The organism is Microcoleus sp. bin48.metabat.b7b8b9.023, from assembly GCF_013299185.1.
In the GTDB taxonomy this organism is placed as follows: domain Bacteria; phylum Cyanobacteriota; class Cyanobacteriia; order Cyanobacteriales; family Microcoleaceae; genus Microcoleus.
The window spans coordinates 1-19030 of the sequence record NZ_JAAFKG010000030.1 but is presented as its reverse complement, the minus strand read 5'-3'; the positions used below and the strand labels follow the sequence as shown (position 1 = coordinate 19030).

The following is a 19030-nucleotide window of genomic DNA, read 5'->3' as shown; positions in this document are numbered from 1 at the left end:
GGAATGTCAAAATTCGTGTTCTAGCGATCGGCTTAATAATTTTTCCGAGAGATTCGCCGGAGGATAGCCCGGGCCTACATATTTTTCTACCAGCATTAATAACTCGCTTTCGCCAAAAGGTTTGGTGAAGTAGTCAGTCGCCCCTGCCATGCGGGCTTGAACGCGATCGATAAATCCGTCGATCCCTGTCAACATGACAATGGGCGTGTGCCGGAAAGCACTAGAACTTCGCAGCATCGCGCAAATTTCGTAGCCGTCGAGTTCGGGCATGGCGATGTCGCACAAAATTAAATCGGGTTTGAGTTTAAAAACCAAACTCAGGGCTTCGAGGGGATTGCTGATACCAGTAGCTTCGTAACCCTGTTCGTTTAAAATTGACTCAACTGTTTTGCGAATCACATTGTCATCGTCTATACAGACAACTCTCTTGACCTTGGTTTCCGGAGAAGACCATTCTATTTTGTTGTTGACCGGGGCAACAGAAGGCTGGAAAAATACTTGCACCAATCCCTGCTGCACGAAAGGGTAAATCGCCTTAGCCACAGTCAGCACGTCTCGGTTGAGGTAGCGCGCCATTTGGCGGATCGAAGTGTGACCGTCAGCCCAGCGTCTGAGAGTATTAAAGGTATTGGCAGGCAGCGCGACTCGGAGCTGGGCGGGATCTGAAATTATCGGGCATTGGTTGGGCGACTGAATGTGAGGGTGAAACTGCTTCCACTGCTGCACCTGTTGGACAATCTTCGCCAGCAGCGAGCTAATGTCTAAGCTGGTGAGTTGAGGAGCCAATGCCGCTCCCATTTCAAAAGTGAAGGAACCCTGGTGGAGGCTGAGCAAGTCAAACAGGGTTTCGTGGATCATGCTGTGGATGATGTTGCGCCCTTGAGCTGGGGTGAGAATGTGGTTTTCTAGCAAAGCCCACAGGTACGCGTATTCTGGGGCATTGGTAGATGCCATATAGGGAACTTGGATTTTGTCGAGGGCGGTGTCTGCTTTGTAGCGGCGCAGGTAGTCGCGCAAGCGAAACAAACTGCCCGCACTCTGGGTAGCATAAATAATCTGACCGTTGAAGCAGAAAACATACCAGGATTGTCCCGCAGGGGAGCGCTGGGTAGGTAGATTACCCGAGTTGCCGATGAAGCTGTAGGCCTCTACGAACAGTTCTCCGGTGCGCTGACCTAACTCAATTAATTGCAGGATGCTGCGGATGTCAATTTCACTCAAATTTCCCTGCATGCAGCTAAAGTATCCTCCTTAAAACCGTTGGCGTTTGAAATCGGAAAGACTGTGCGATCGCGCTCATAAAAATTAATACGGGATGCGGGAAACTCAATGGCTTTAGCCTTGAGAGGGAAGCTATAAGGGGGACTTCAGTCCCCGTCAATCCTAATATGCGTAACTGTAGCCATCTTTTCTGTGAACTATTTTGCAGTATTTATGGCTAATTCCTTGCACCAATTCTGATGCTGAGATGTTGAACGAACCTGTCGTTCTAACTGCAACCAGACCAACATATTCACCTATTTTATTGCCACTGATGACGATTGCTTTTACGATGTCACCAGTTTGAAAGCCTTTAACAAACTTGTTTCGAGGAATGTACCGAGATGGAAAGCCAAATTTGTCTGTGCGACACATTTGACGGGTTCCGTGTCCAGTTGCCTTGATTAGCAGTGGCTTATTTGTTAATAATTCTAGCGCTTCAACTTGACCGACACAAGCAGCATCAAGCCAATGAGTTTTAGGTAGTTGCAGCCGACTACGATTGAACTTGGTCAGTCCACCTGAGCCAGTTAAAACAGGCAACCCCGTTTCTTTTAAGTGATCAAATAACGTCCATCGAGTCGAATTTACCGCAGCAGCATCCTTTAGGGGGCGCTTGGATTGTGTAAGAATTCGACTCAGAATGTCAGGTTTCTTTGCTAAGAATTGTTCAATCTTCTGAGTACCTTTCTTCTGGTTGCATTTCTGACAAGCAAGGCAAAGATTAGAAATTCGATTGCTTCCGCCTTGAGATTTGGGATGAATATGCTCAACTTGCAATGGTACATTTTCGGCGTCGCAGTAAGCACATTTTCGGTTCCATTTGTTAAGCAAATATTGCCTAACTTCGTAACCCTGTAGTTCGCCTTGGTGGTATTCAATGGCTGAAATTTCAGGATTTTCTAATTGTTGCAAGTCAAATCTGACCAGCTCTTGAACAATTAAACCGATAGGTGCAAGCCTGCGTAATTTTTCAACCCAAGTCAGGGTGGTTTCTACCCGGTGCTGCAAGGATGGTGCCAACCAACCTTTTTTGCGGGTACGGTTTAAAAACCTTGCTTGGCGGTAACGAGTATTACGGTTTCGCCTTCCTCGACGCAGTGAACGACGGGACTCAAGACTTGCTTTGATAGTTTGACCGCGATGAGTTAATTCAGCACCAAAAATTACTTTTTCACCTTGCAATAATGCAATGCCAGTAGTTTTGGAACCTGGATCTAATTTGAGAGTAATTGATTCAATGGTTGCTGTTACTGCCTTTTTGAGGATAATGGTACACGGGAATCTTCTGAAGATAGCCGCTTTACCAGCCGTCAGCAACTTACGAGCCATTGACGACTTGCAAGGTGTGAGTGGTTTTTTGTTGGTGTCAACTACGAAAATAAAATTGGACATTGTTGTGTCCCTCCACTTGCGTGTAATGTTCGCTTCGACCTGGTTATAAAGGCTTGTTAAGTTTGCAGCACTAACGAGAGTGACTTTAAGTTTGTTTGACTGCAAACGATAGAGCGGAAAACTAGCGTCGCATTCTCCGGTATCGTGACCTAAATAACGTCTCCTTGTAACAGGGGTCTGGTCAGCACAGCTTGCAATTTCTTACAAGCTCAGTCTATGAGAGAGCTGAGTTACTGACATTGACTTTAGTTTCTGCCAATAATTGACGGGCTTGATGCCACTGGCACAATTAGGAATTGACGAAAGGGCGATTTTCTGTTTTTGACGTACTGCAACGCTGGCAGGGACGACTGGTTCAAGTCTTCGATCGCCAAAATTTTGACGTTTATCGTGCGCTGCTACTCTTGGTTGTTGAGTTTTGTTTTAAACCATTGACCTTTTTGCTTGCCTGTGGCTCAGTCACAGGCTCGCGTGATTCCACTATTCTAAGGTAGCGCGGTTCAAATCCCTAGTCCGCCTGCGGAGGAGAACGACTTTGGGTAATTAAACGACCAGATCGCGATCGACCCGCACCGAAAGCCTGATACAATCAATGAAAGTTTTTGACTGACTGATCTTTTTCGGCTTTGGGCTATGGCAGTCCCCCCAGTTTTGCTAGTCTTGAATCAAGCGGCATTGATACTGCTCTCCCATTGGTTCAGAAAGCAGGCGGCGGCAGTGCTTTCTAGACGCAGTGCCAGAGAAGCAGTGCTGTGCGCGAGTGCTGAAGACAGTTGGAAAACGATGCTATTCCCGATCGGGCAAACGACACCAAAGAGAGGACTATTAGTGTGCTGTATCTAGCAGAAGTACAAAAACAGAGAAGCGGCTTTGGTCTCGGTGGCGGTAAGGCTGAACTGAAACTGCTAGCTTGTCAGCGGGGCGAACACAACTGGAGCGCCGTACCGGGCGATGACGCGATCCCAGTTGAGGAAGCTAATAAGTTTAACGACGGCACGCTGGTGCTGGTGGAGTTGAGCGCTAGCAAGCAAGTGCAGCGGATTCAGGAGGCTGCCCGCCAGTTGGTGAGCATTCTGCAAAATTTCTCCCGCTTGCAGGACAAGTTTAAGGATAAGGAAGAGGAAATTGAGCAGTGGAAGGCTTCTCTGACGTTTTCGAGTCAGGAACTCAATCGCCGGGAAATGGAAATGCAAGCCCGCGAAGAGCAGTTGGCTCAAATGGAGGAGGAGTTGGAGCGTCTGGAGGCTCAACGCTCGGAAATTGAAAATACTCGAGATGAAGCTAACCGACTGCGAGAAGAGGTCGATCGCAGCCGCACGGAGATGGAGACGGCTTGGGAACAGTTGCGGGGCGAACAGCAGCAGGTGACCCAGCAGCAGTCTCAGGCTCCTCAGGGGGCAGTTGTTGACGAGCAACAGGCACGGAGGATTCAGGAGTTGATGAACAAGCTGGGAGGAGCAATTTCTGCGACCCAAGGAGTTCGGGAGCAACTGAATCAGTCTTTTGGTGTTGTGGGCGCTCAGCAGGCAATTCTGGATTTGCACTGGCAGCAGTTGGAGCAAAAACGGGCAAACGCTCAGCAACAGCAGGAAGAGGTCGATCGACAAAATCAGAGCCTCCAAAGCCGCTGGCAGGAGTGGTATCAATCCCAAGATGCTTTGGCGCAAGCTCGGGCCCAACTCAAAGGGCAGCAGTGTACCCTCAGCGCTAAGCAAGAGCAGGCTCAGTCTATGTCTGTGCAGGTGAAGGCTGTTGAGGCTATGTACCAGCAAATCTCCGGGTTGGCGTCTGGTTCGGGTGCTGGGGCTGTGGAGCAGGTAGTAGATGTGTCTGCTCTGGAGCAGATGCCGGTTGAGGAATTACAGGGGCTGGTGCAACACCTGCAAGAGGATTTGGAAAAGGTGTTCCGGTTTGTTAACGATCAAGAGGAGGAGTTGACTCTCCAGCGGGAAACAATCGAGGAGTTGCAAGCCAAAATTCAAGCGGCTTCCGAGTACGATCGCATGGCTTTGGAAAATGAAATGGCCGATGAACTCGAAAGTTATCAGATGTTGAATGAAACTTTGGTGGGACAGCGCCTCCGCTTGCAGGAACGGGAAAATGTTTTGAAGCAGCATCAGGCAGTGCTTTGGCGTCGCTTGGGTACTGCTAATCCTCAAAAAACAGCACCCGGTGAGATTGATTTGGGGCCGATCGTCACACAGCTCAATACTCAACGCCAGCAGCAAAGCCAAGAATTGCAACGGCTGGAAACCGAAATTCAGCAGGTACGGGAAGGAATATCTCAAATTGAGGGAAATTTCAACCGCCTTCAGGGGGAAAGTGAAGCGAAACGCAATGAACTTAAGCAGTTAGAGCAGAATTTGTTCAACCAGAAAGGTGCTATGGCGGAACTCTGGGGCCGGGTGAATGTTTATCAAGAAATGTTGCAACCGGTGCAGGACAATTTGAGCGGGCTGCGCCAAAAGCTGGAAGCGGTGGGGGGAGAACTCGATCGCGTACAGCAAACTGGAGAGCAGCAAGATCGGGTTGTTTCGGATCTGCGGCAAGCTGTTTCGAGTTTTCTGCCAAGCGCCTAAAATTAAATATCGATCGCGATCCAAGAATTTTCAACTCTGGCGATTGCTCCTCCAGGAAATGGATCGGTTTGCGATCGGTTGGGCGCTGCGATTAAGCTGGTGAGTTTTTCTACGCTGTCAAAACTGGGTGCACAGGGCAATATTTGTAGCAATACCTGTCGCATTGCTCGCCGCTGCAATGACAGTGGTGCTGTTTGTAAAATTGGGCGATTTAACTTGACGGGGAGTTGAATTTGCAACTGCGGGTTATCTGTAATTGGAGAGATGGCTCGCTGTAGTAATTCACTGGCTGCTATTTCGAGATATTCGACATCGGCGCGCAGCAGCTCGGCTGTTTGGGCGAGGGCTTGTTGGGCTTTTGGGTTGAAATGAGTTTCTAAATAAGGCAATAATTGCGATCGAATTCGGTTGCGCGCATATTGCAAATCTTGATTGGTGGAATCTTCCCAAATTGGTAGTTTTTGCTCTTGACAAAATTGACCGGTTTGCGATCGAGTTATTTCCAGCAAAGGACGAACCAAGTAGATTTTAGACTTGGGATTTTCGATTTTTGATTTGGGAGTTGTATCTAGATTGTGCGATCGCAAATCGGCAGATATTTGGGAGTTATGATTTTCCTCAGAATCCCCCAATCGAAAATCGGCAAGGGGGCGCGTCCAAGTCAGGGCAGAAAGTCCGTCGGCGCCGCTGCCGCGAATTAGGTTGTAGAGGAGTGTTTCCGCGCGATCGCTGGCTGTGTGGCCTGTGACAATGTAGGGGTAGTTGTGGGCGATCGCAACTTCGGTTAAAGCTTGATACCGCCACTGTCTGGCGGCTGCTTCGGTTTTAGGAATGTCCGATGCCGTTTGCAAATAGTAGGATATTCCGAAATTTTTAGCTAAATTTTCTACATGATTTGCATTAGATTGGGAATCAGAACGCCAGCAATGATCGCAGTGAGCAATGGCTAGATTCCACCCCCATTTGGGCTGTAAATCCAGCAGTAATTTGAGCGTACACAGAGAATCTTGCCCGCCGGATACTGCTACTAACAATCCCTGATTTGAGGGCAAGATTTGTCGTTTCAGCAGTGTCCGGTGCAGTTGAGCGTGGAGGTGCGTCCAATTGGAAGATTCAGGCATTACAGTTGACAGTTGACAGTTGACAGTTGACAGCTTGTCAGTCAGCGTTGTCGAATGGTTGACAGTTGACAGTAGTCGTAGGGTGTGGATCGATCAATCGTACCCAACAAAATACAGAAAATAGATCGAGCGACGCACCACCGACAATATTTGAGTAGACAAACTCAACTAAGAGTGTTGTACCAAGGATTTTTTAACTTGGTATTAGTTGTCATCTGTCAGTATGAAAGATGCAATCAGAAGCTCCTCAACTCAAAACTCTGAACTTGAAATTTAAAAATCTTCCTCCTTTCCCTCTCGCGTAAGTAGCAGCTTAGCTCCACATTCCTCGACTCTGGGGGTTGCTGTCTGGATACCTAGAAATAGGAAAATCATTACTTATTTCTGTTGAGTCGGTGACATCTAATGGCTCATTTGTATCAATTTGCTCTGAGTCTGAGCTATCTTCGGCGTTATTTTGGGCGATGTTAGATTCTTCCGGGGCGGCGGGAAGGGCTTTTTGTTCTTTCACCTCAGGTTCGATGGGAATGAACTCCAGGCGCAATCTAACTTTTCCTTGTGTCCAGCCTTTTCCTGAACTTAACAGCTCGCAATCCATGCCGTCTGACAATAATCTTTCTTCTAGCAATCTTGAATTCAGAATGGTCATATATTCGTTGACTTTGAACGTACATTGATACATCAAAGCGCTGGTAGGAGCCGACAAAACATCGTCTTCTTTGAGAAATATTTGTGAATCGTCCATATCAATTGTCATTTTAATGAAGGAAGAGGGAAGAGGGAGTAAAATTTTACAGTCTCAGTAGTTTAACAAAGTGGGCATTGCCTTTGTGTCAACTTAATATCAAACGTAGTAACGGTCTAAGGTACGTAGTTGGGCTTTAGCCCTCTTTCTTTATACGAATAAAGAGGGCTAAAGCCCAACTACGTACCTATCTGTAACCTTGCCTAGCCATTAAGAAGGAGGGAGAGGAATAGATACAAAGGATTTTAGGCTTAAGTTGACATACTTTGGTGAAAATAGCTGCCTACAACTGGAGATTATATTAATCCCTATTCGGTAATTTATTCCGTTTCTCTGGGACTGATTTGTCGTTCAGAAATTAGAAAAACCAACCGTAGGAATGTAAACCTTTACCTAACAGATTGACGCCTAGATAGCAAATCCAAACTACTACAAAACCTGTGGCGGCTAAAATTGCTGGGCGTCTTCCCTGCCAGCCGCGAGTGATGCGGGCGTGCAGGTAGGCTGCAAATACTAACCAAGTAATCAGCGCCCAAGTTTCTTTCGGATCCCAACTCCAGTAAGATCCCCAAGCTTCGTTAGCCCAAACGGCACCGGCAATAATCCCAACTGTGAGTAAGGGAAATCCTAAACCGATGATGCGATAGCTAATATTATCAAGAGTTTCTGCTAGATTCAAGCGCTGGGGCGAGAGAAGTTCTGAGGTTTGAGTTGCGGCGGTTGATGCGGTTTGAACTGTTGCTGATTCTAGGACTGCGGTGGCGCCAAAACCGTTATTGTTGGAGTTGAAAGAGGGTTCGCTGAAAGCTAAGGCGCTGTCGCCTACGGTTTCGAGGGTTTGAGGTTCGGGATTTTGTGGGCGTTGCAGGCGGTAGTTGCCGTTGCGGTTGCCGTTGGTGCCGAAGGAACTACCTGTGAGTTCGATTTTTTGGCCGCGGGTGACGATTAAAAATGCGATCGCCAGCAATGCTCCTACCATTAAAGTTGAGTAACTGATCATCATGACGCTAACGTGCATCATCAGCCAGTTGGATTTGAGGGCGGGTACTAGGGGCTCTGCCGATTGCATGGTGTCGGGCAGAGTCAGGGCTGCAAAGGCGGATATTGCCATTGCTACGGGGGATGTGGCTGCTCCAACTAGGCGGGAACGGCTCATGTTTTCCGCGACTAGGTGGATGGCGGTGATTCCCCAAACTAAGAAAAATAGGGATTCGTAAAGGTTGCTGAGTGGGAAGTAGCCGGCTTCTATCCACCTAGAACCGAGTAAAGCGGCGATGGAGAGGTTGGCGACAGCCATCCCTGCGGTGCCCAAGGCCCAGAGGTAGGGAATGCCGGGGAATGCTGTTCCCACCCAGTAAATGAGCATTGTTGCGAACAAGATGGCAAAGGAGATGTTGTCCAGCCAGTTCTGGAGTACGACCAGATCCATATAATTTACTCCGGTAGTGTTTTTACTTATTTTTTGCTAACTAGATCGATCGTACTGGGGTTAGGCAGTTTTGGGTTTGAGATTTTGAATTTTTGTGGCAATTCTGAGTTTTTGGCGGTGGTTGAGGTGGCGGGCCCTGAATTAAAATTTAATTGCAAAAAACACTTGACAGACGCACAAACATAGTGCACAGTAGTAATTCGTGACCAATGCGGAACTGGCGGAATTGGTAGACGCGCATGATTCAGGTTCATGTGGTGCAAGCCTTCCGGGTTCAAGTCCCGGGTTCCGCATTCCCAAGGCAGAAAAAAGTTTGGGGTTAATCCCGATACAGGTAATAACCCCATTCGCTCTGCTGAATTAAACAATGCTGACAAGTATTCAAAACCCCTTAGTCAAAGAAATCCGCAAGCTGCACAGCTCTAAGGGACGCAGGGAACAACAATTATTTCTACTCGAAGGTACGCATTTGCTAGAAGAAGCTTGTGCTGCCAAATATCCGTTAGCAACGGTTTGCTGCACTCCCGAATGGCTCGATCGCCACGCCGAAGTGTGGGAGCAAATTGTTAGTTTAGCCGATCGCACAGAATTAGTCAGTGCAAAAGTCTTAGAGTCGATCGCCACTACAGTCCAACCCGACGGTATTATCGCCACCGCACCCCGTACCGCAACACAACCCGCAGAAATCTCAACTTTAGGAATAGCCTTAGAAACCATCCAAGATCCTGGCAACTTGGGGGCGATCGTCCGCACCGCCGCTGCTGCTAATGCCGACGGCTTGCTGCTGAGTTCAGACAGCGCCGATTTAGACCATCCCAAGGTGCTGCGAGCCTCAGCAGGAGCTTGGTTTAAGCTGCCAGTAGCAGTCACTCCCGATCTAACCACCGAAGTCTCCGGGTATAAAAATCGGGGAATGCAAATTTTAGCAACCGTTGCCGGCGCCAGTTTAACTTATTGGGAAGTTGATTTGCGAGTGCCGACTCTGATCGTTTTGGGCAACGAAGGTTCTGGATTGTCCCCAGAATTGAGAAGTTTAGCCGATCGACAAATCCAAATCCCCCTGAGTCGCGGCGTAGAATCTCTCAATGTGTCGATCGCCGGAGCCCTCATCTTGTACGAAGCTCAACGGCAAAGAAGTCATTAGTGATTAGTCATTGGTCATTAGTCATTGGTCATTAATCATTGGTTATTGGTCGGTGTTGCTGCTGCAACGGTATGAACGACTCAATGTAAAAAATGAAATCAGCCAGTCAGTCAATGTTCTGAATTTTCAAGCGATCCATTTTCATACCCCAATTAAGCAACGCCCATCAGTCAACCCTTGTCTTTTGCCACCTGTTGGCTGTCAACTGTCAACTGTCAACTGTCAACTGTCAACTGTCAACTGTCAACTGTCAACTGTCAACTCTCCCTCTCTGAGATTTGCCCGATTTTGTTTACCATGATGCAACTACAAAGCTTGTTTCCGGGTACTCTCGTAGCAAGAGTGCAGGCTTCCCTGAAATAAATGTAAAGAAATGTAGTCAACTGCTCTCAGAAATGTTAAGATTCTTAACATAAGTAGCATTGTGTACCTCCAACCAAAACCTAACCTGAGACGGTTCTGACTGGGAGTAACAGCTAGCTACCATAAAATTAAGCCTCTTTAAATGGAAGGAAAGCGCAAGTCCCCGCCCGCTTTCCTTCCCAGCTAAAGCTAGGGGTTTGCTACGCCGCAAACCTTTAGAGGCACAGATCCTCAGCGGGAAAAGCTCATGAAAACTCTTAAGTCCTCAGATACAGATTCTGTTCGCGCTTACTTGCGGGAAATCGGTCGCGTTCCGCTGTTGACCCATGAGCAAGAAATACTCTACGGGAAACAGGTACAGCGCTCAGCCGCACTGCATCAGGAAAAAAATATTTTAGCCGAAGAGTTAGGCCGCGACCCGACGGCGGCTGAATGGGCACAGACAGTCGGGCTGTCTGAGGCACAGTTGCAGCGGACGATCGAGAACGGGGAAAGGGCCAAGCGCCAAATGGTGGAAGCCAATCTCCGCCTGGTAGTGTCTGTTGCCAAGAAATACATCAAGCGCAACGTAGATTTGCTCGATCTCATTCAGGAAGGTACGATCGGGATGCAGCGGGGAGTAGAAAAATTTGACCCGACTAAGGGCTACAGATTTTCAACTTATGCTTATTGGTGGATTCGTCAAGCAATTACTCGGGCGATCGCCGAAAAAGGTCGCACCATCCGCTTGCCGATCCACATTACCGAAAAGCTCAACAAAATAAAAAAGGCTCAGCGCCTGCTAGCTCAACAGCTCGGCCGCGCGGCTACTGCTGCTGAATTGGCGTCAGAGTTAGATTTGACTCCCAAGCAAATTCGCGAATATCTCGATCGCGCGCGCCTGCCACTTTCACTGGACTTGCGCGTGGGAGACAATCAAGATACTGAGTTGGGCGATTTGTTGGAAGATACGGGTACTACTCCAGAAGATTTTGCCCTGCAAGCTTCCCTGCGGACTGACTTAGACCACCTAATGGCGGAACTGACTCAGCAACAGCGAGAAGTCCTGGCATTGCGGTTCGGTTTAGAAGACGGGCAAACTTTAACTTTGGCAAAAATAGGCGATCGTCTGAATATCAGTCGGGAACGGGTGCGTCAAATTGAACGGGAAGCTTTAACCAAACTCCGCAAGCGCAAGCAAGATATCAACGATTATCTTGCCAGCTAGGTCAACAGTTGACAGTTGACAGTTGACAGTTGACAGTTGAGGGCGAAGTGATAAGAACGGAGATTTAAACTTTGTTCTTATCACAATCTGCTTTCATGAGTAAGGGTTTCAAACCCCTGCTATTCGGGGAAGGGCGATCGGGCATTTGGTCGCGATCGCCATTCTCCAATCTAAAATCGTAAAAACCGCCGCCTTTAATTCGGTTGTACCCACTTGGTTGCTGCGACTGTCCTGCTACATTAGTAATTACTTGGTAATAAATAGCAGCAGCGATCGAATAACGGTTATTTAATTTAACCGCCCGCATCTAAAATAACAAGCTGTCTCTGAAACGGAGGTACTCGTGAGCAACTCATCTAATAAATCCCCTGAATTCTTTGAAGAAGACGGAGAAAATGCTAATTTATTATGGCAATACGTGCAGTCAATGGCTCCCGACACTGTTTCTCAGTTGTCCAAGCCGACTTCTCACGAAGTGTTTCAAGTAATGGAGCGAAATATTGTCGGGCTTTTGGGGAATTTACCTTCGGAACATTTCGGGGTGACAGTGACTACCAGTCGCGAACATTTGGGTAGATTGCTCGCCTCGGCTATGATTAGCGGCTATTTTCTCAAAAATGCCGAACAGCGAATGACTTTTGAAAAGTCGATTCAAGCTAGCGAAAGACACGGTTCGGATGATTAGTTGATTATTAACATTTAAGTTGTACAAGTGTCAAGCCCCCTTCGGAAGATGGGGGCTTAAAATTTTAGATTTTAGATTTTAGATTATGGAATTGTTGACTTTAGATGAAATAATAAAATAATTATTGATATTATTTTCCAATTCCCAATTCCCAATTCCCAATTCCCCATTCCCATTCCTAATTAATATGTCTCTTACTCCTTTGGCCCACAAAGTTATCGGCGTTGCTGCGATCTGGAACGATCGACAACAAATTTTGATTGACAAGCGCCGACAACACGGACTGCATGGCGGTTTTTGGGAGTTTCCGGGCGGTAAAATAGAGCCGGGAGAAACGATCGAAGCTTGCATACAAAGGGAAATTATGGAGGAGTTGGGGATTGTCGTGGAAGTGGGCGATCGCTTGATTACAATTGACCACGACTATACTAAATTTACAGTGAGGCTCTACGTCCACCACTGCCGCTACATCAGCGGGGAACCGCAAACGATCGAATGCGATGAAATTCGCTGGGTGACACTCGACGAAATTGACCAGTTTACTTTTCCCAAGGCAAACGAACAGATTATCGCTGCACTGCGATCGAGTTAAACTTTAGGGAATGGGGCATAGGGCATAGGGAATGGGGCATAGGGCATAGGGCATAGGGCATAGGGCATAGGGCATGAATCACAACTAACAACTAAGGAATGAAAAATAAATAAGGTGACTAATTGAGGAATACTCTATCTCGCATCAAGGCTTCTGGGCTTTAATTGTGCAAGTTATATATTTTTCATTCCTAACAACTAATTATTACTTTTGAATGGGCAAGGTAAAGTGAAAACAACTGCCTCGATCGGGTACTGAGTCTACCCAAATTTGACCGTAGTGGGCGCGGATGATGCCTTGACACAAAGACAGCCCAATGCCGTAACCGTCTGTTGATTTATCTCGCTGCAAGCGATAGCTGTCTTCAAAAATGCTCGCACAATCTTTTTCGGGAATTCCCGGGCCGCTGTTGCAAATGCTGACTTGAACTTTGTAAGCGGTGCGGTGAAGAATAGAAAGATTAACAGTTCCTTGTTCTGGGGTGTACTTGCTGGCGTTGTCCAGCAGGTTGACTATGACTTGTTTGATGCGATCGGGATCGGCATAAACCAAGGGCAAATCTGCGGGAATGTCTGTTTCTAAGTTCAGACTTTTAGCCTGAAATTTGTCTTGAAATTGCAGGATTGCATCTTGACAAATCGCCCTCAGTTCGATTTTTTTGGGTTCAATGTGGAGTTGAGCGTTAGTACCCCGTGCTGCTTCCAGGATATCTGTAATCATACGATCGACAATTCGGATTTGGCGGCGGGCTTGTTTCATCAAATGAGCCGCCAGAGTCGGTGTCAAACGGGACTTTTGCCCTTCCTTCACCTTCTGATTTGACTCCAAAGTCTCCAAAGCCAAAGATGCTGCTGTCAAGGGATTTCGCAAGTCGTGAGCCAGCATCGCAATAATCCTGTCTTTCAACTGCAACTGCTCTTGCAGGTGTTCTTTTTCCTGTTTGAGCCGAAAAACTTCATCCGCAAGCTGTACGAGTTCGGTGGCGCAAGCAACGGAATAGATGGGTTTTGGATCTACCAGATTGGCAGCCAGAGCCGAGGCAGACTGCTGCTGAGCTGCACATTCTTCTACAGAACGCTTCCAGCGGGGCCACCAGTGTTCGAGTTGGGCGATCAAATTGCTGCCGGCGAGAGTTTGTCGGGGCTCAGGATGAATTTTGAGCAGCGAGGGAGTGGCTACGAGTTTAAAGTGTTCGGCTAAATCGGGCTGTTCTCCTACGTCGATGACTTGAAGCTCAAAGTCGCACTCTGCCTTCAAATCCTGTAGGGACTTGCGGATGTGTCTGGTCTGTTCCCTGGAAGAGGGACGCTTGTCTACGAACAGCAAAAGCTGTAAAAGCGGTGCAGGATTGGTCGGCTGTTCGGGAGAACAGTCGGTGTCGTCGGTGCCGGATGTTGGATTGACGCTGTTGACTTTTTCGATCGGGTGAAAATAATTGACCATTACGGAGCCGAGTTATTTCACTATCTACTTTAATTTAATACTTACTTTAGATTTATGCTATTGTCCGATGATTTCATTACGGCGGGCCAATGACATTTTTGAGATGGAAGAAAAATGAGTCGCTGCGGGTAGTGGTTCAAGTGGCGGCCGCCTTTTTTGTGCTGTGCCTGCTGCTGACGCTGCACCGCTACTACAGCTTTTACGCTACATACGACCAAGGCATTTTCAATCAACTTTTTTGGAACGGCACTCGGGGTCACTTGTTTGAGAGTTCCCTGTCTTCGGCTTTGTCCACTAACGTGGTTCACCAAAATCAGCTCCCGTCTGTATCTTACTATCGGTTGGGGCAGCATTTCACCCCAGCGCTGATGCTGTGGCTGCCAATTTACTCGCTGTTCCCCTCTCCTGTTACTTTGACGGTGTTGCAGGTGACTTTAATTACGGCGGCTGGTTTAGTTTTGTACGCTCTCGCCAGACACTATCTAGAACCGCGACTGTCGGCGACAATTGTCGTGAGCTATTACGCAGCTAACGCCGTTATCGGCCCGACTTTGGGCAATTTTCACGATGTTTGTCAAATTCCGCTTTATGTCTTCGGCTTGCTGCTGGCGATGGAGAAGCGCTGGTGGCCGATGTTTGGGATGCTCGCCACTGTAATTTTGGCCGTGCGAGAAGATTCGGGAATTGTTTTGTTTGGGGTGGGGGCTTACATGATTTTGAGCCGGCGCTACCCTCGGACTGGTTTGGCTGTCTGCATTCTCAGTTTTGGTTACACGATCGCCCTAACCAATCTGATTATGCCTTTGTTTTCTGCCGATATCTCCCAGCGGTTTATGATGGAACGCTTCGGTCAATATGCCGATGGAGATGAAGCTTCGACGCTGGAAATTCTTTGGGGAATGGTTAGCAATCCCGGGCGGTTGGTGACTGAGCTATTTACGCCACTTTTTGGTAAGATTAGATACCTACTGGGTCAGTGGTTGCCGTTAGCGTTGGTTCCTGCCGTAGCGCCCGCATCTTGGACGATCGCAGGCTTCCCGCTGCTGAAGCTATTTTTAGCTAAAGGAGAATCGGTACTGGCGATTAATATTCGCTATGCGATGACTGTGGTTCCGGGGCTGTTTTACGGGGCAATCCTGTGGTGGGCTGGCCGTCAACAGGAAGAAGATAGAATTAGGAGGGGAGAACAAACAATCTTACGTTTTCCGAATGCGGTCTTTCCTTTCCCTTCGTCTTCACAGTTTCGCCGCTTTTGGGGATTGTGCATCTGCTTGTCGCTATTTTTTACCTTCACGTCTAATCCTAATCGGACTTTTTCGTTTATTTTGCCCGATGCGATCGATCCTTGGGTGCAGGTTCCTCTCATCAGACAGTGGCAGCACGTGTCTCAAGTGCGCCCGCTGTTGGCTAAAATTCCTGCTAATGCTAGCGTGGCTGCAACGAATACTATTGTGCCGATTTTGTCAAGCCGCCGGGAAATTCTCCGGTTTCCAATGTTTGAACTGCGGAATGATGCGGGAGAGGCAGTGAAGATGGAATATGTAATTGCCGATATGTGGCAGTTGCAGCGGTATCAAGCTGCGTTTCGCCGGGAACGCGGACAGTTGCAGCAAATCGTACCGGCGATCGATCGAATGACCAAATCTGGAGACTACGGAATTGTTGGCTTTGAAGACGGCGCGATTTTAATGCGTCAGGGTGCTGCTTCTAATTCTGCATCGGTGGCTGCTTGGACTCGTTTTCGCCAGGAGTTGGCACCGATTTTGAAGCAAGGGTAATCGGGTATGCGCGATCGCCCGAAACTGTCGGTTTAGGCCAAATATTCCAGAAACCGGGCCAGAGAGCAATTGCTACAAACACCCGGTTTCTGCATAATTTTCCGTCCTTGTTGCTGCCAAAAGTCAGCCCTCGGGCATAGATTTGCGATCGATCAACATTTAAGGCTGTGCATTATACAATAAAGTAGTAAACAATAAACATTAAGATATATAAATTCTTAGGAGGGAAGAAAGATGAAAATTTTGGTATTGGCATGGGAGTTTCCTCCCAGAATAGTCGGCGGTATCGCCCGCCACGTATCGGAACTGTATCCAGAATTGGTGAAGCTAGGCCACTCGATTCATTTAATTACAGTAGAGTTCGGCCACGCGCCGATGTACGAAGTGGTTGAAGGAATAGAGGTGCATCGTGTAGTAGTCGGGCACGCCAAGGACTTTTTTCACTGGGTGGCGAACCTCAACCAAAGCATGGGGCACCAAGGCGGCAAACTAATGCTAGAAGAAGGCCCCTTTGATTTGATTCACGCTCACGATTGGCTGGTGGGAGATGCGGCGATCGCCCTCAAGCATACCTTTAAAGTACCGCTAATTGCCACCATCCACGCCACCGAATACGGGCGCTTCAGCGGCCTCCACAATGACGGGCAGCGCTACATTAACGCCAAGGAAAACGACCTCGCTTATAACGCTTGGCGCGTCATTGTTTGCAGTGACTATATGCGACGCGAAGCCGAACTTGTACTATCGACTCCGTGGAACAAAATAGAGGTAATTTATAACGGAATTAGACCGGAAAAAAAGCCGCGCCGTGACGAATTTGACGCGATGGATTTCCGCCGTCAGTTTGCAGCAGATCACGAAAAAATAGTTTATTATGTAGGCAGAATTAGCTACGAAAAAGGCATTGCTGTATTTCTCAATGCGGCACCTCAAGTAATTAGGGAAATGGGGGGTAACGCAAAAATTGTTATTGTTGGTGGCGGCAATACAGACCATCTCAAAGTTATGGCTTGGAATTTAGGAATTTGGAATAAGTGTTATTTTACGGGTTTCATGTTTGAGGAACATCTCGACAAATTCCAGACGGTGGCTGACTGCGCCGTTTTCCCCAGTCTTTACGAACCTTTTGGGATTGTAGCATTAGAAAGCTTTGCTGCAAGAGTACCTGTGGTGGTGTCGAATGCGGGCGGCTTGCCGGAGGTAGTGCAGCATACAAAAACTGGTGTTGTTACTGAGGCTAACAATCGCGATTCTTTGGCCTGGGGGATTTTGGAGGTACTGAGAAATCCTGGTTATGGGCGATGGCTGGTTGACAATGCTTATGAGGATTTGGAACGTCGATTTAGTTGGCCGAAGTTGGCAATGGAAACCGAGTGGGTTTATCAGCGGGTAGTGGAGGAAAGGGCCGAGGTTGATTGGTAAAATAAACAGTTGACAGTTGACAGTTGACAGTTGACAGTTGGGAGTTGACAGTTGGGAGTTGGCAGTTGACAGTTGACAGTTCCGAGTTGACAGTTGACAGTGAGTTTGTCGAAGGGTTGATCGTTTGCAGAAATAAATGTGGCAATTCTCAAATTAGTGAATTGGTAATGAGAATTGGGAATTGGGAATTGGTAATCAGAAAATTTAAAGGGAAGTTGCATCTTGAATATTTTTAGGGACATCGAACCCCAACCAAAACGCAGCTTGATAACTTTATTCACAGCAGGCTTGCTATTCTGGTGTAGCTTGGCTTCGCTGCTGCCAACTTTGCCGCTGTACGTTCAATCTGTGGGCGGTAGCAAGCAGCAAATTGGCTTTGTGATGGGTGCATTTGCGATCGGGCTTTTGCTATCGAGGCCGCAGTTGGGTAAAATAGCCGACAGCCGGGGCCGAAAACAAGTTTTGCTGCTAGGCGTGTCTGTGGCCGCACTTGCCCCTATCGGCTACCTGTTAGCTCAATCTGTCCCATTACTGTTAGTTCTGCGTGCTTTTCACGGCATTAGCATCGCTGCTTTTACTACAGCTTACAGTGCTTTGGTCACAGATTTGTCGCCGCCAGGAAAGCGGGGCGAATTAATTGGTTATATGAGTTTGGCCGCCCCTATCGGTTTGGCATTTGGCCCGGCGATGGGCGGATTTGTCCAAGCTGCGGTTGGTTATCCTGCTTTGTTTGCGATGTCGGCGGCTTTCGCCACAACAGCTTTATTTATTACCACCAAAGTTGTGGAACCGAATTTCGCTGAGTTAACAAAGTCTGACTCGCTATCTGAGGACAAAAACAGCCAAAAATACTGGCAAATGCTGTGGAATCCCCGGGTGCGGATTCCGGCTTTGGTGCTATTGCTGGTTGGTTTGGTATTCGGAACTTTGAGCACTTTTATGCCTTTGTTTATCCAAGAAACTAGGGTGAATTTGAATCCGGGATTATTTTATTCTACGGCGGCTATCGCCAGTTTCAGTTTGCGGTTGGTGACGGGGCGGGCTTCGGACAAATACGGCCGCGGCTTGTTTATTTCTGGCGGCTTAATCTGTTATGCCGTGTCTATGTTATTGTTGTATTTTGCTAACAGCAGCGGTGCTTTTTTAATCGCGGCTTTGGTTGAAGGTACGGCTGGCGGTACTGTTATGCCAATGATGGTGACGCTGATGTCGGATAGGTGCGAACCTCAAGAAAGAGGTCGTTTATTTTCGATTTGTATTGGCGGGTTTGATTTGGGGATTGCGCTTGCTGGCCCGACTTTGGGCTTTGTTGCTGAACAAGTTGGCTACAGAAATATGTTTGGTTTGGCGGCTGGACTCGCTGCTTTGGCTTTGTTGATTTTTGTTACTTTGTCTAGCAAGGATTTGTCTCATTCGCTGAAATTTGCGATCGGGCGCGGCAAAGATGTTTATGCTTTGAATAGGTGATACCATTTCTCTAAAATCATGCAACACTCTTTGAGTCCCTTTTACCCCCCCTAACCCCCCCTTGCAAAGGGGGGGGACAAGAATACTATTAGATTATTTTTTAAAATGGGTATTACTGTATCGGGACGGGCTCTCCGGCCCATCCCACAAGAAGATTAGCAACTTTAAACAACAACGCACCCGTTAGTGTCATGAATTATTCGCGGGGGGTTCCACGGTCATGTTTGGCATGATCTCGCTCTACGACGAGGCAAAAAACTGTGAGACAACTGGTGGGAGCATCCCGGTTTTGAAAAAGCCTCAAATAGCCAAGAGATCGTTCAGGTAAGCACAACGAAGTTTTAGCATTTGATTGACATTTTTTTTCAACCATTGAGCTCCGGAGATTTTCAACCTTCTA

General features: G+C 47.7%; 17 protein-coding genes and 1 tRNA gene. 10 read left to right on the top strand and 8 right to left on the bottom strand.

Going from position 1 to position 19030, the window contains the following annotated elements; all coding sequences use genetic code 11:
• Window positions 1–6 precede the first annotated feature (6 nt).
• Together QZW82_RS17625 and iscB are read right to left on the bottom strand one after the other, a co-directional pair.
• Window positions 7–1233, bottom strand: a complete 1227-nt coding sequence (locus tag QZW82_RS17625; protein WP_293150407.1) for a response regulator — start codon at window positions 1231–1233, stop codon at window positions 7–9.
• 150 nt (window positions 1234–1383) lie between these two features.
• Window positions 1384–2655 carry an RNA-guided endonuclease IscB gene (iscB, locus tag QZW82_RS17620; RefSeq protein ID WP_293150597.1) on the bottom strand — a complete coding sequence of 424 codons (1272 nt, stop codon included), beginning with the start codon at window positions 2653–2655 and terminating at the stop codon, window positions 1384–1386.
• Between the two features lie 773 nt (window positions 2656–3428).
• On the opposite strand from iscB, the gene hmpF reads away from it, so the two are divergent.
• Window positions 3429–5234 carry a pilus motility taxis protein HmpF gene (gene hmpF, locus QZW82_RS17615; RefSeq protein ID WP_366665039.1) on the top strand — a complete coding sequence of 602 codons (1806 nt, stop codon included), beginning with the start codon at window positions 3429–3431 and terminating at the stop codon, window positions 5232–5234.
• 2 nt (window positions 5235–5236) lie between these two features.
• Here the strand turns inward: hmpF and tilS are convergent, their stop codons facing one another.
• From tilS to ccsB, 3 genes are all read right to left on the bottom strand, one after another.
• The gene (tilS, locus tag QZW82_RS17610) at window positions 5237–6355 is read right to left on the bottom strand and encodes a tRNA lysidine(34) synthetase TilS (RefSeq protein ID WP_293150404.1); all 1119 of its coding nucleotides are present in this window, start codon (window positions 6353–6355) and stop codon (window positions 5237–5239) included.
• Between the two features lie 313 nt (window positions 6356–6668).
• On the bottom strand, window positions 6669–7100 hold the full coding sequence (locus QZW82_RS17605; RefSeq protein ID WP_293150402.1) for a KGK domain-containing protein: 432 nt from the start codon (window positions 7098–7100) through the stop codon (window positions 6669–6671).
• A gap of 358 nt (window positions 7101–7458) precedes the next feature.
• A complete protein-coding gene (gene ccsB / locus QZW82_RS17600) occupies window positions 7459–8529 on the bottom strand; it encodes a c-type cytochrome biogenesis protein CcsB (RefSeq protein WP_293150400.1) in 1071 nt (356 codons plus the stop codon).
• Between the two features lie 211 nt (window positions 8530–8740).
• Here ccsB and QZW82_RS17595 point away from each other — a divergent pair.
• The 4 genes from QZW82_RS17595 to QZW82_RS17580 all read left to right on the top strand — a co-directional run bounded on the left by QZW82_RS17595 (window position 8741) and on the right by QZW82_RS17580 (window position 11243).
• Window positions 8741–8822 (top strand) — tRNA-Leu (locus QZW82_RS17595).
• A 74-nt stretch (window positions 8823–8896) separates the two neighbouring features.
• Window positions 8897–9673: an RNA methyltransferase gene (locus QZW82_RS17590; RefSeq protein WP_293150398.1), complete on the top strand. Its 777-nt coding sequence runs from the start codon at window positions 8897–8899 to the stop codon at window positions 9671–9673.
• Window positions 9674–9850: 177 nt separating this feature from the next.
• Complete coding sequence (locus QZW82_RS17585) at window positions 9851–10036, top strand: hypothetical protein (RefSeq protein WP_293150396.1); 186 nt, start codon at window positions 9851–9853, stop codon at window positions 10034–10036.
• A 247-nt stretch (window positions 10037–10283) separates the two neighbouring features.
• On the top strand, window positions 10284–11243 hold the full coding sequence (locus tag QZW82_RS17580; protein WP_293150394.1) for an RNA polymerase sigma factor, RpoD/SigA family: 960 nt from the start codon (window positions 10284–10286) through the stop codon (window positions 11241–11243).
• Window positions 11244–11307: 64 nt separating this feature from the next.
• Here QZW82_RS17580 and QZW82_RS17575 read toward each other — a convergent pair whose 3' ends face one another.
• A complete protein-coding gene (locus QZW82_RS17575) occupies window positions 11308–11550 on the bottom strand; it encodes a hypothetical protein (RefSeq protein ID WP_293150392.1) in 243 nt (80 codons plus the stop codon).
• A 36-nt stretch (window positions 11551–11586) separates the two neighbouring features.
• On the opposite strand from QZW82_RS17575, the gene QZW82_RS17570 reads away from it, so the two are divergent.
• Both QZW82_RS17570 and mutT read left to right on the top strand, forming a co-directional pair.
• Window positions 11587–11928: a DUF760 domain-containing protein gene (locus tag QZW82_RS17570; protein ID WP_172187001.1), complete on the top strand. Its 342-nt coding sequence runs from the start codon at window positions 11587–11589 to the stop codon at window positions 11926–11928.
• Window positions 11929–12115: 187 nt separating this feature from the next.
• Window positions 12116–12520 carry an 8-oxo-dGTP diphosphatase MutT gene (gene mutT / locus QZW82_RS17565; protein ID WP_293150390.1) on the top strand — a complete coding sequence of 135 codons (405 nt, stop codon included), beginning with the start codon at window positions 12116–12118 and terminating at the stop codon, window positions 12518–12520.
• A 204-nt stretch (window positions 12521–12724) separates the two neighbouring features.
• Here the strand turns inward: mutT and QZW82_RS17560 are convergent, their stop codons facing one another.
• Entirely contained in the window at window positions 12725–13963 is a 1239-nt protein-coding gene (locus QZW82_RS17560) for a histidine kinase (protein WP_293150388.1), read from the bottom strand.
• Between the two features lie 89 nt (window positions 13964–14052).
• On the opposite strand from QZW82_RS17560, the gene QZW82_RS17555 reads away from it, so the two are divergent.
• Together QZW82_RS17555 and QZW82_RS17550 are read left to right on the top strand one after the other, a co-directional pair.
• Complete coding sequence (locus tag QZW82_RS17555; protein WP_293150386.1) at window positions 14053–15741, top strand: DUF2079 domain-containing protein; 1689 nt, start codon at window positions 14053–14055, stop codon at window positions 15739–15741.
• 234 nt (window positions 15742–15975) lie between these two features.
• The gene (locus QZW82_RS17550) at window positions 15976–17163 is read left to right on the top strand and encodes a glycosyltransferase family 4 protein (RefSeq protein WP_293150384.1); all 1188 of its coding nucleotides are present in this window, start codon (window positions 15976–15978) and stop codon (window positions 17161–17163) included.
• Here the strand turns inward: QZW82_RS17550 and QZW82_RS17545 are convergent.
• Entirely contained in the window at window positions 17124–17384 is a 261-nt protein-coding gene (locus tag QZW82_RS17545) for a hypothetical protein (protein ID WP_293150382.1), read from the bottom strand. The two genes, QZW82_RS17550 and QZW82_RS17545, sit on opposite strands and share 40 nt — an antisense overlap.
• 1 nt (window position 17385) lies before the next feature.
• Between QZW82_RS17545 and QZW82_RS17540 the strand changes: the two genes are divergently transcribed.
• A complete protein-coding gene (locus QZW82_RS17540; protein ID WP_293150380.1) occupies window positions 17386–18630 on the top strand; it encodes an MFS transporter in 1245 nt (414 codons plus the stop codon).
• Window positions 18631–19030 lie beyond the last annotated feature (400 nt).

Excerpts from the sequence above, each read along its gene's own strand:
- QZW82_RS17625 (WP_293150407.1), bottom strand. The coding sequence starts at position 1,233 with ATGCAGGGAAATTTGAGTGAAATTGACATCCGCAGCATCCTGCAATTA.
- iscB (WP_293150597.1), bottom strand. The coding sequence starts at position 2,655 with ATGTCCAATTTTATTTTCGTAGTTGACACCAACAAAAAACCACTCACA.
- tilS (WP_293150404.1), bottom strand. The coding sequence starts at position 6,355 with ATGCCTGAATCTTCCAATTGGACGCACCTCCACGCTCAACTGCACCGG.
- QZW82_RS17605 (WP_293150402.1), bottom strand. The coding sequence starts at position 7,100 with ATGGACGATTCACAAATATTTCTCAAAGAAGACGATGTTTTGTCGGCT.
- ccsB (WP_293150400.1), bottom strand. The coding sequence starts at position 8,529 with ATGGATCTGGTCGTACTCCAGAACTGGCTGGACAACATCTCCTTTGCC.
- QZW82_RS17590 (WP_293150398.1), top strand. The coding sequence starts at position 8,897 with ATGCTGACAAGTATTCAAAACCCCTTAGTCAAAGAAATCCGCAAGCTG.
- QZW82_RS17580 (WP_293150394.1), top strand. The coding sequence starts at position 10,284 with ATGAAAACTCTTAAGTCCTCAGATACAGATTCTGTTCGCGCTTACTTG.
- QZW82_RS17575 (WP_293150392.1), bottom strand. The coding sequence starts at position 11,550 with ATGCGGGCGGTTAAATTAAATAACCGTTATTCGATCGCTGCTGCTATT.
- mutT (WP_293150390.1), top strand. The coding sequence starts at position 12,116 with ATGTCTCTTACTCCTTTGGCCCACAAAGTTATCGGCGTTGCTGCGATC.
- QZW82_RS17560 (WP_293150388.1), bottom strand. The coding sequence starts at position 13,963 with ATGGTCAATTATTTTCACCCGATCGAAAAAGTCAACAGCGTCAATCCA.
- QZW82_RS17555 (WP_293150386.1), top strand. The coding sequence starts at position 14,053 with ATGACATTTTTGAGATGGAAGAAAAATGAGTCGCTGCGGGTAGTGGTT.
- QZW82_RS17550 (WP_293150384.1), top strand. The coding sequence starts at position 15,976 with ATGAAAATTTTGGTATTGGCATGGGAGTTTCCTCCCAGAATAGTCGGC.
- QZW82_RS17545 (WP_293150382.1), bottom strand. The coding sequence starts at position 17,384 with ATGCAACTTCCCTTTAAATTTTCTGATTACCAATTCCCAATTCCCAAT.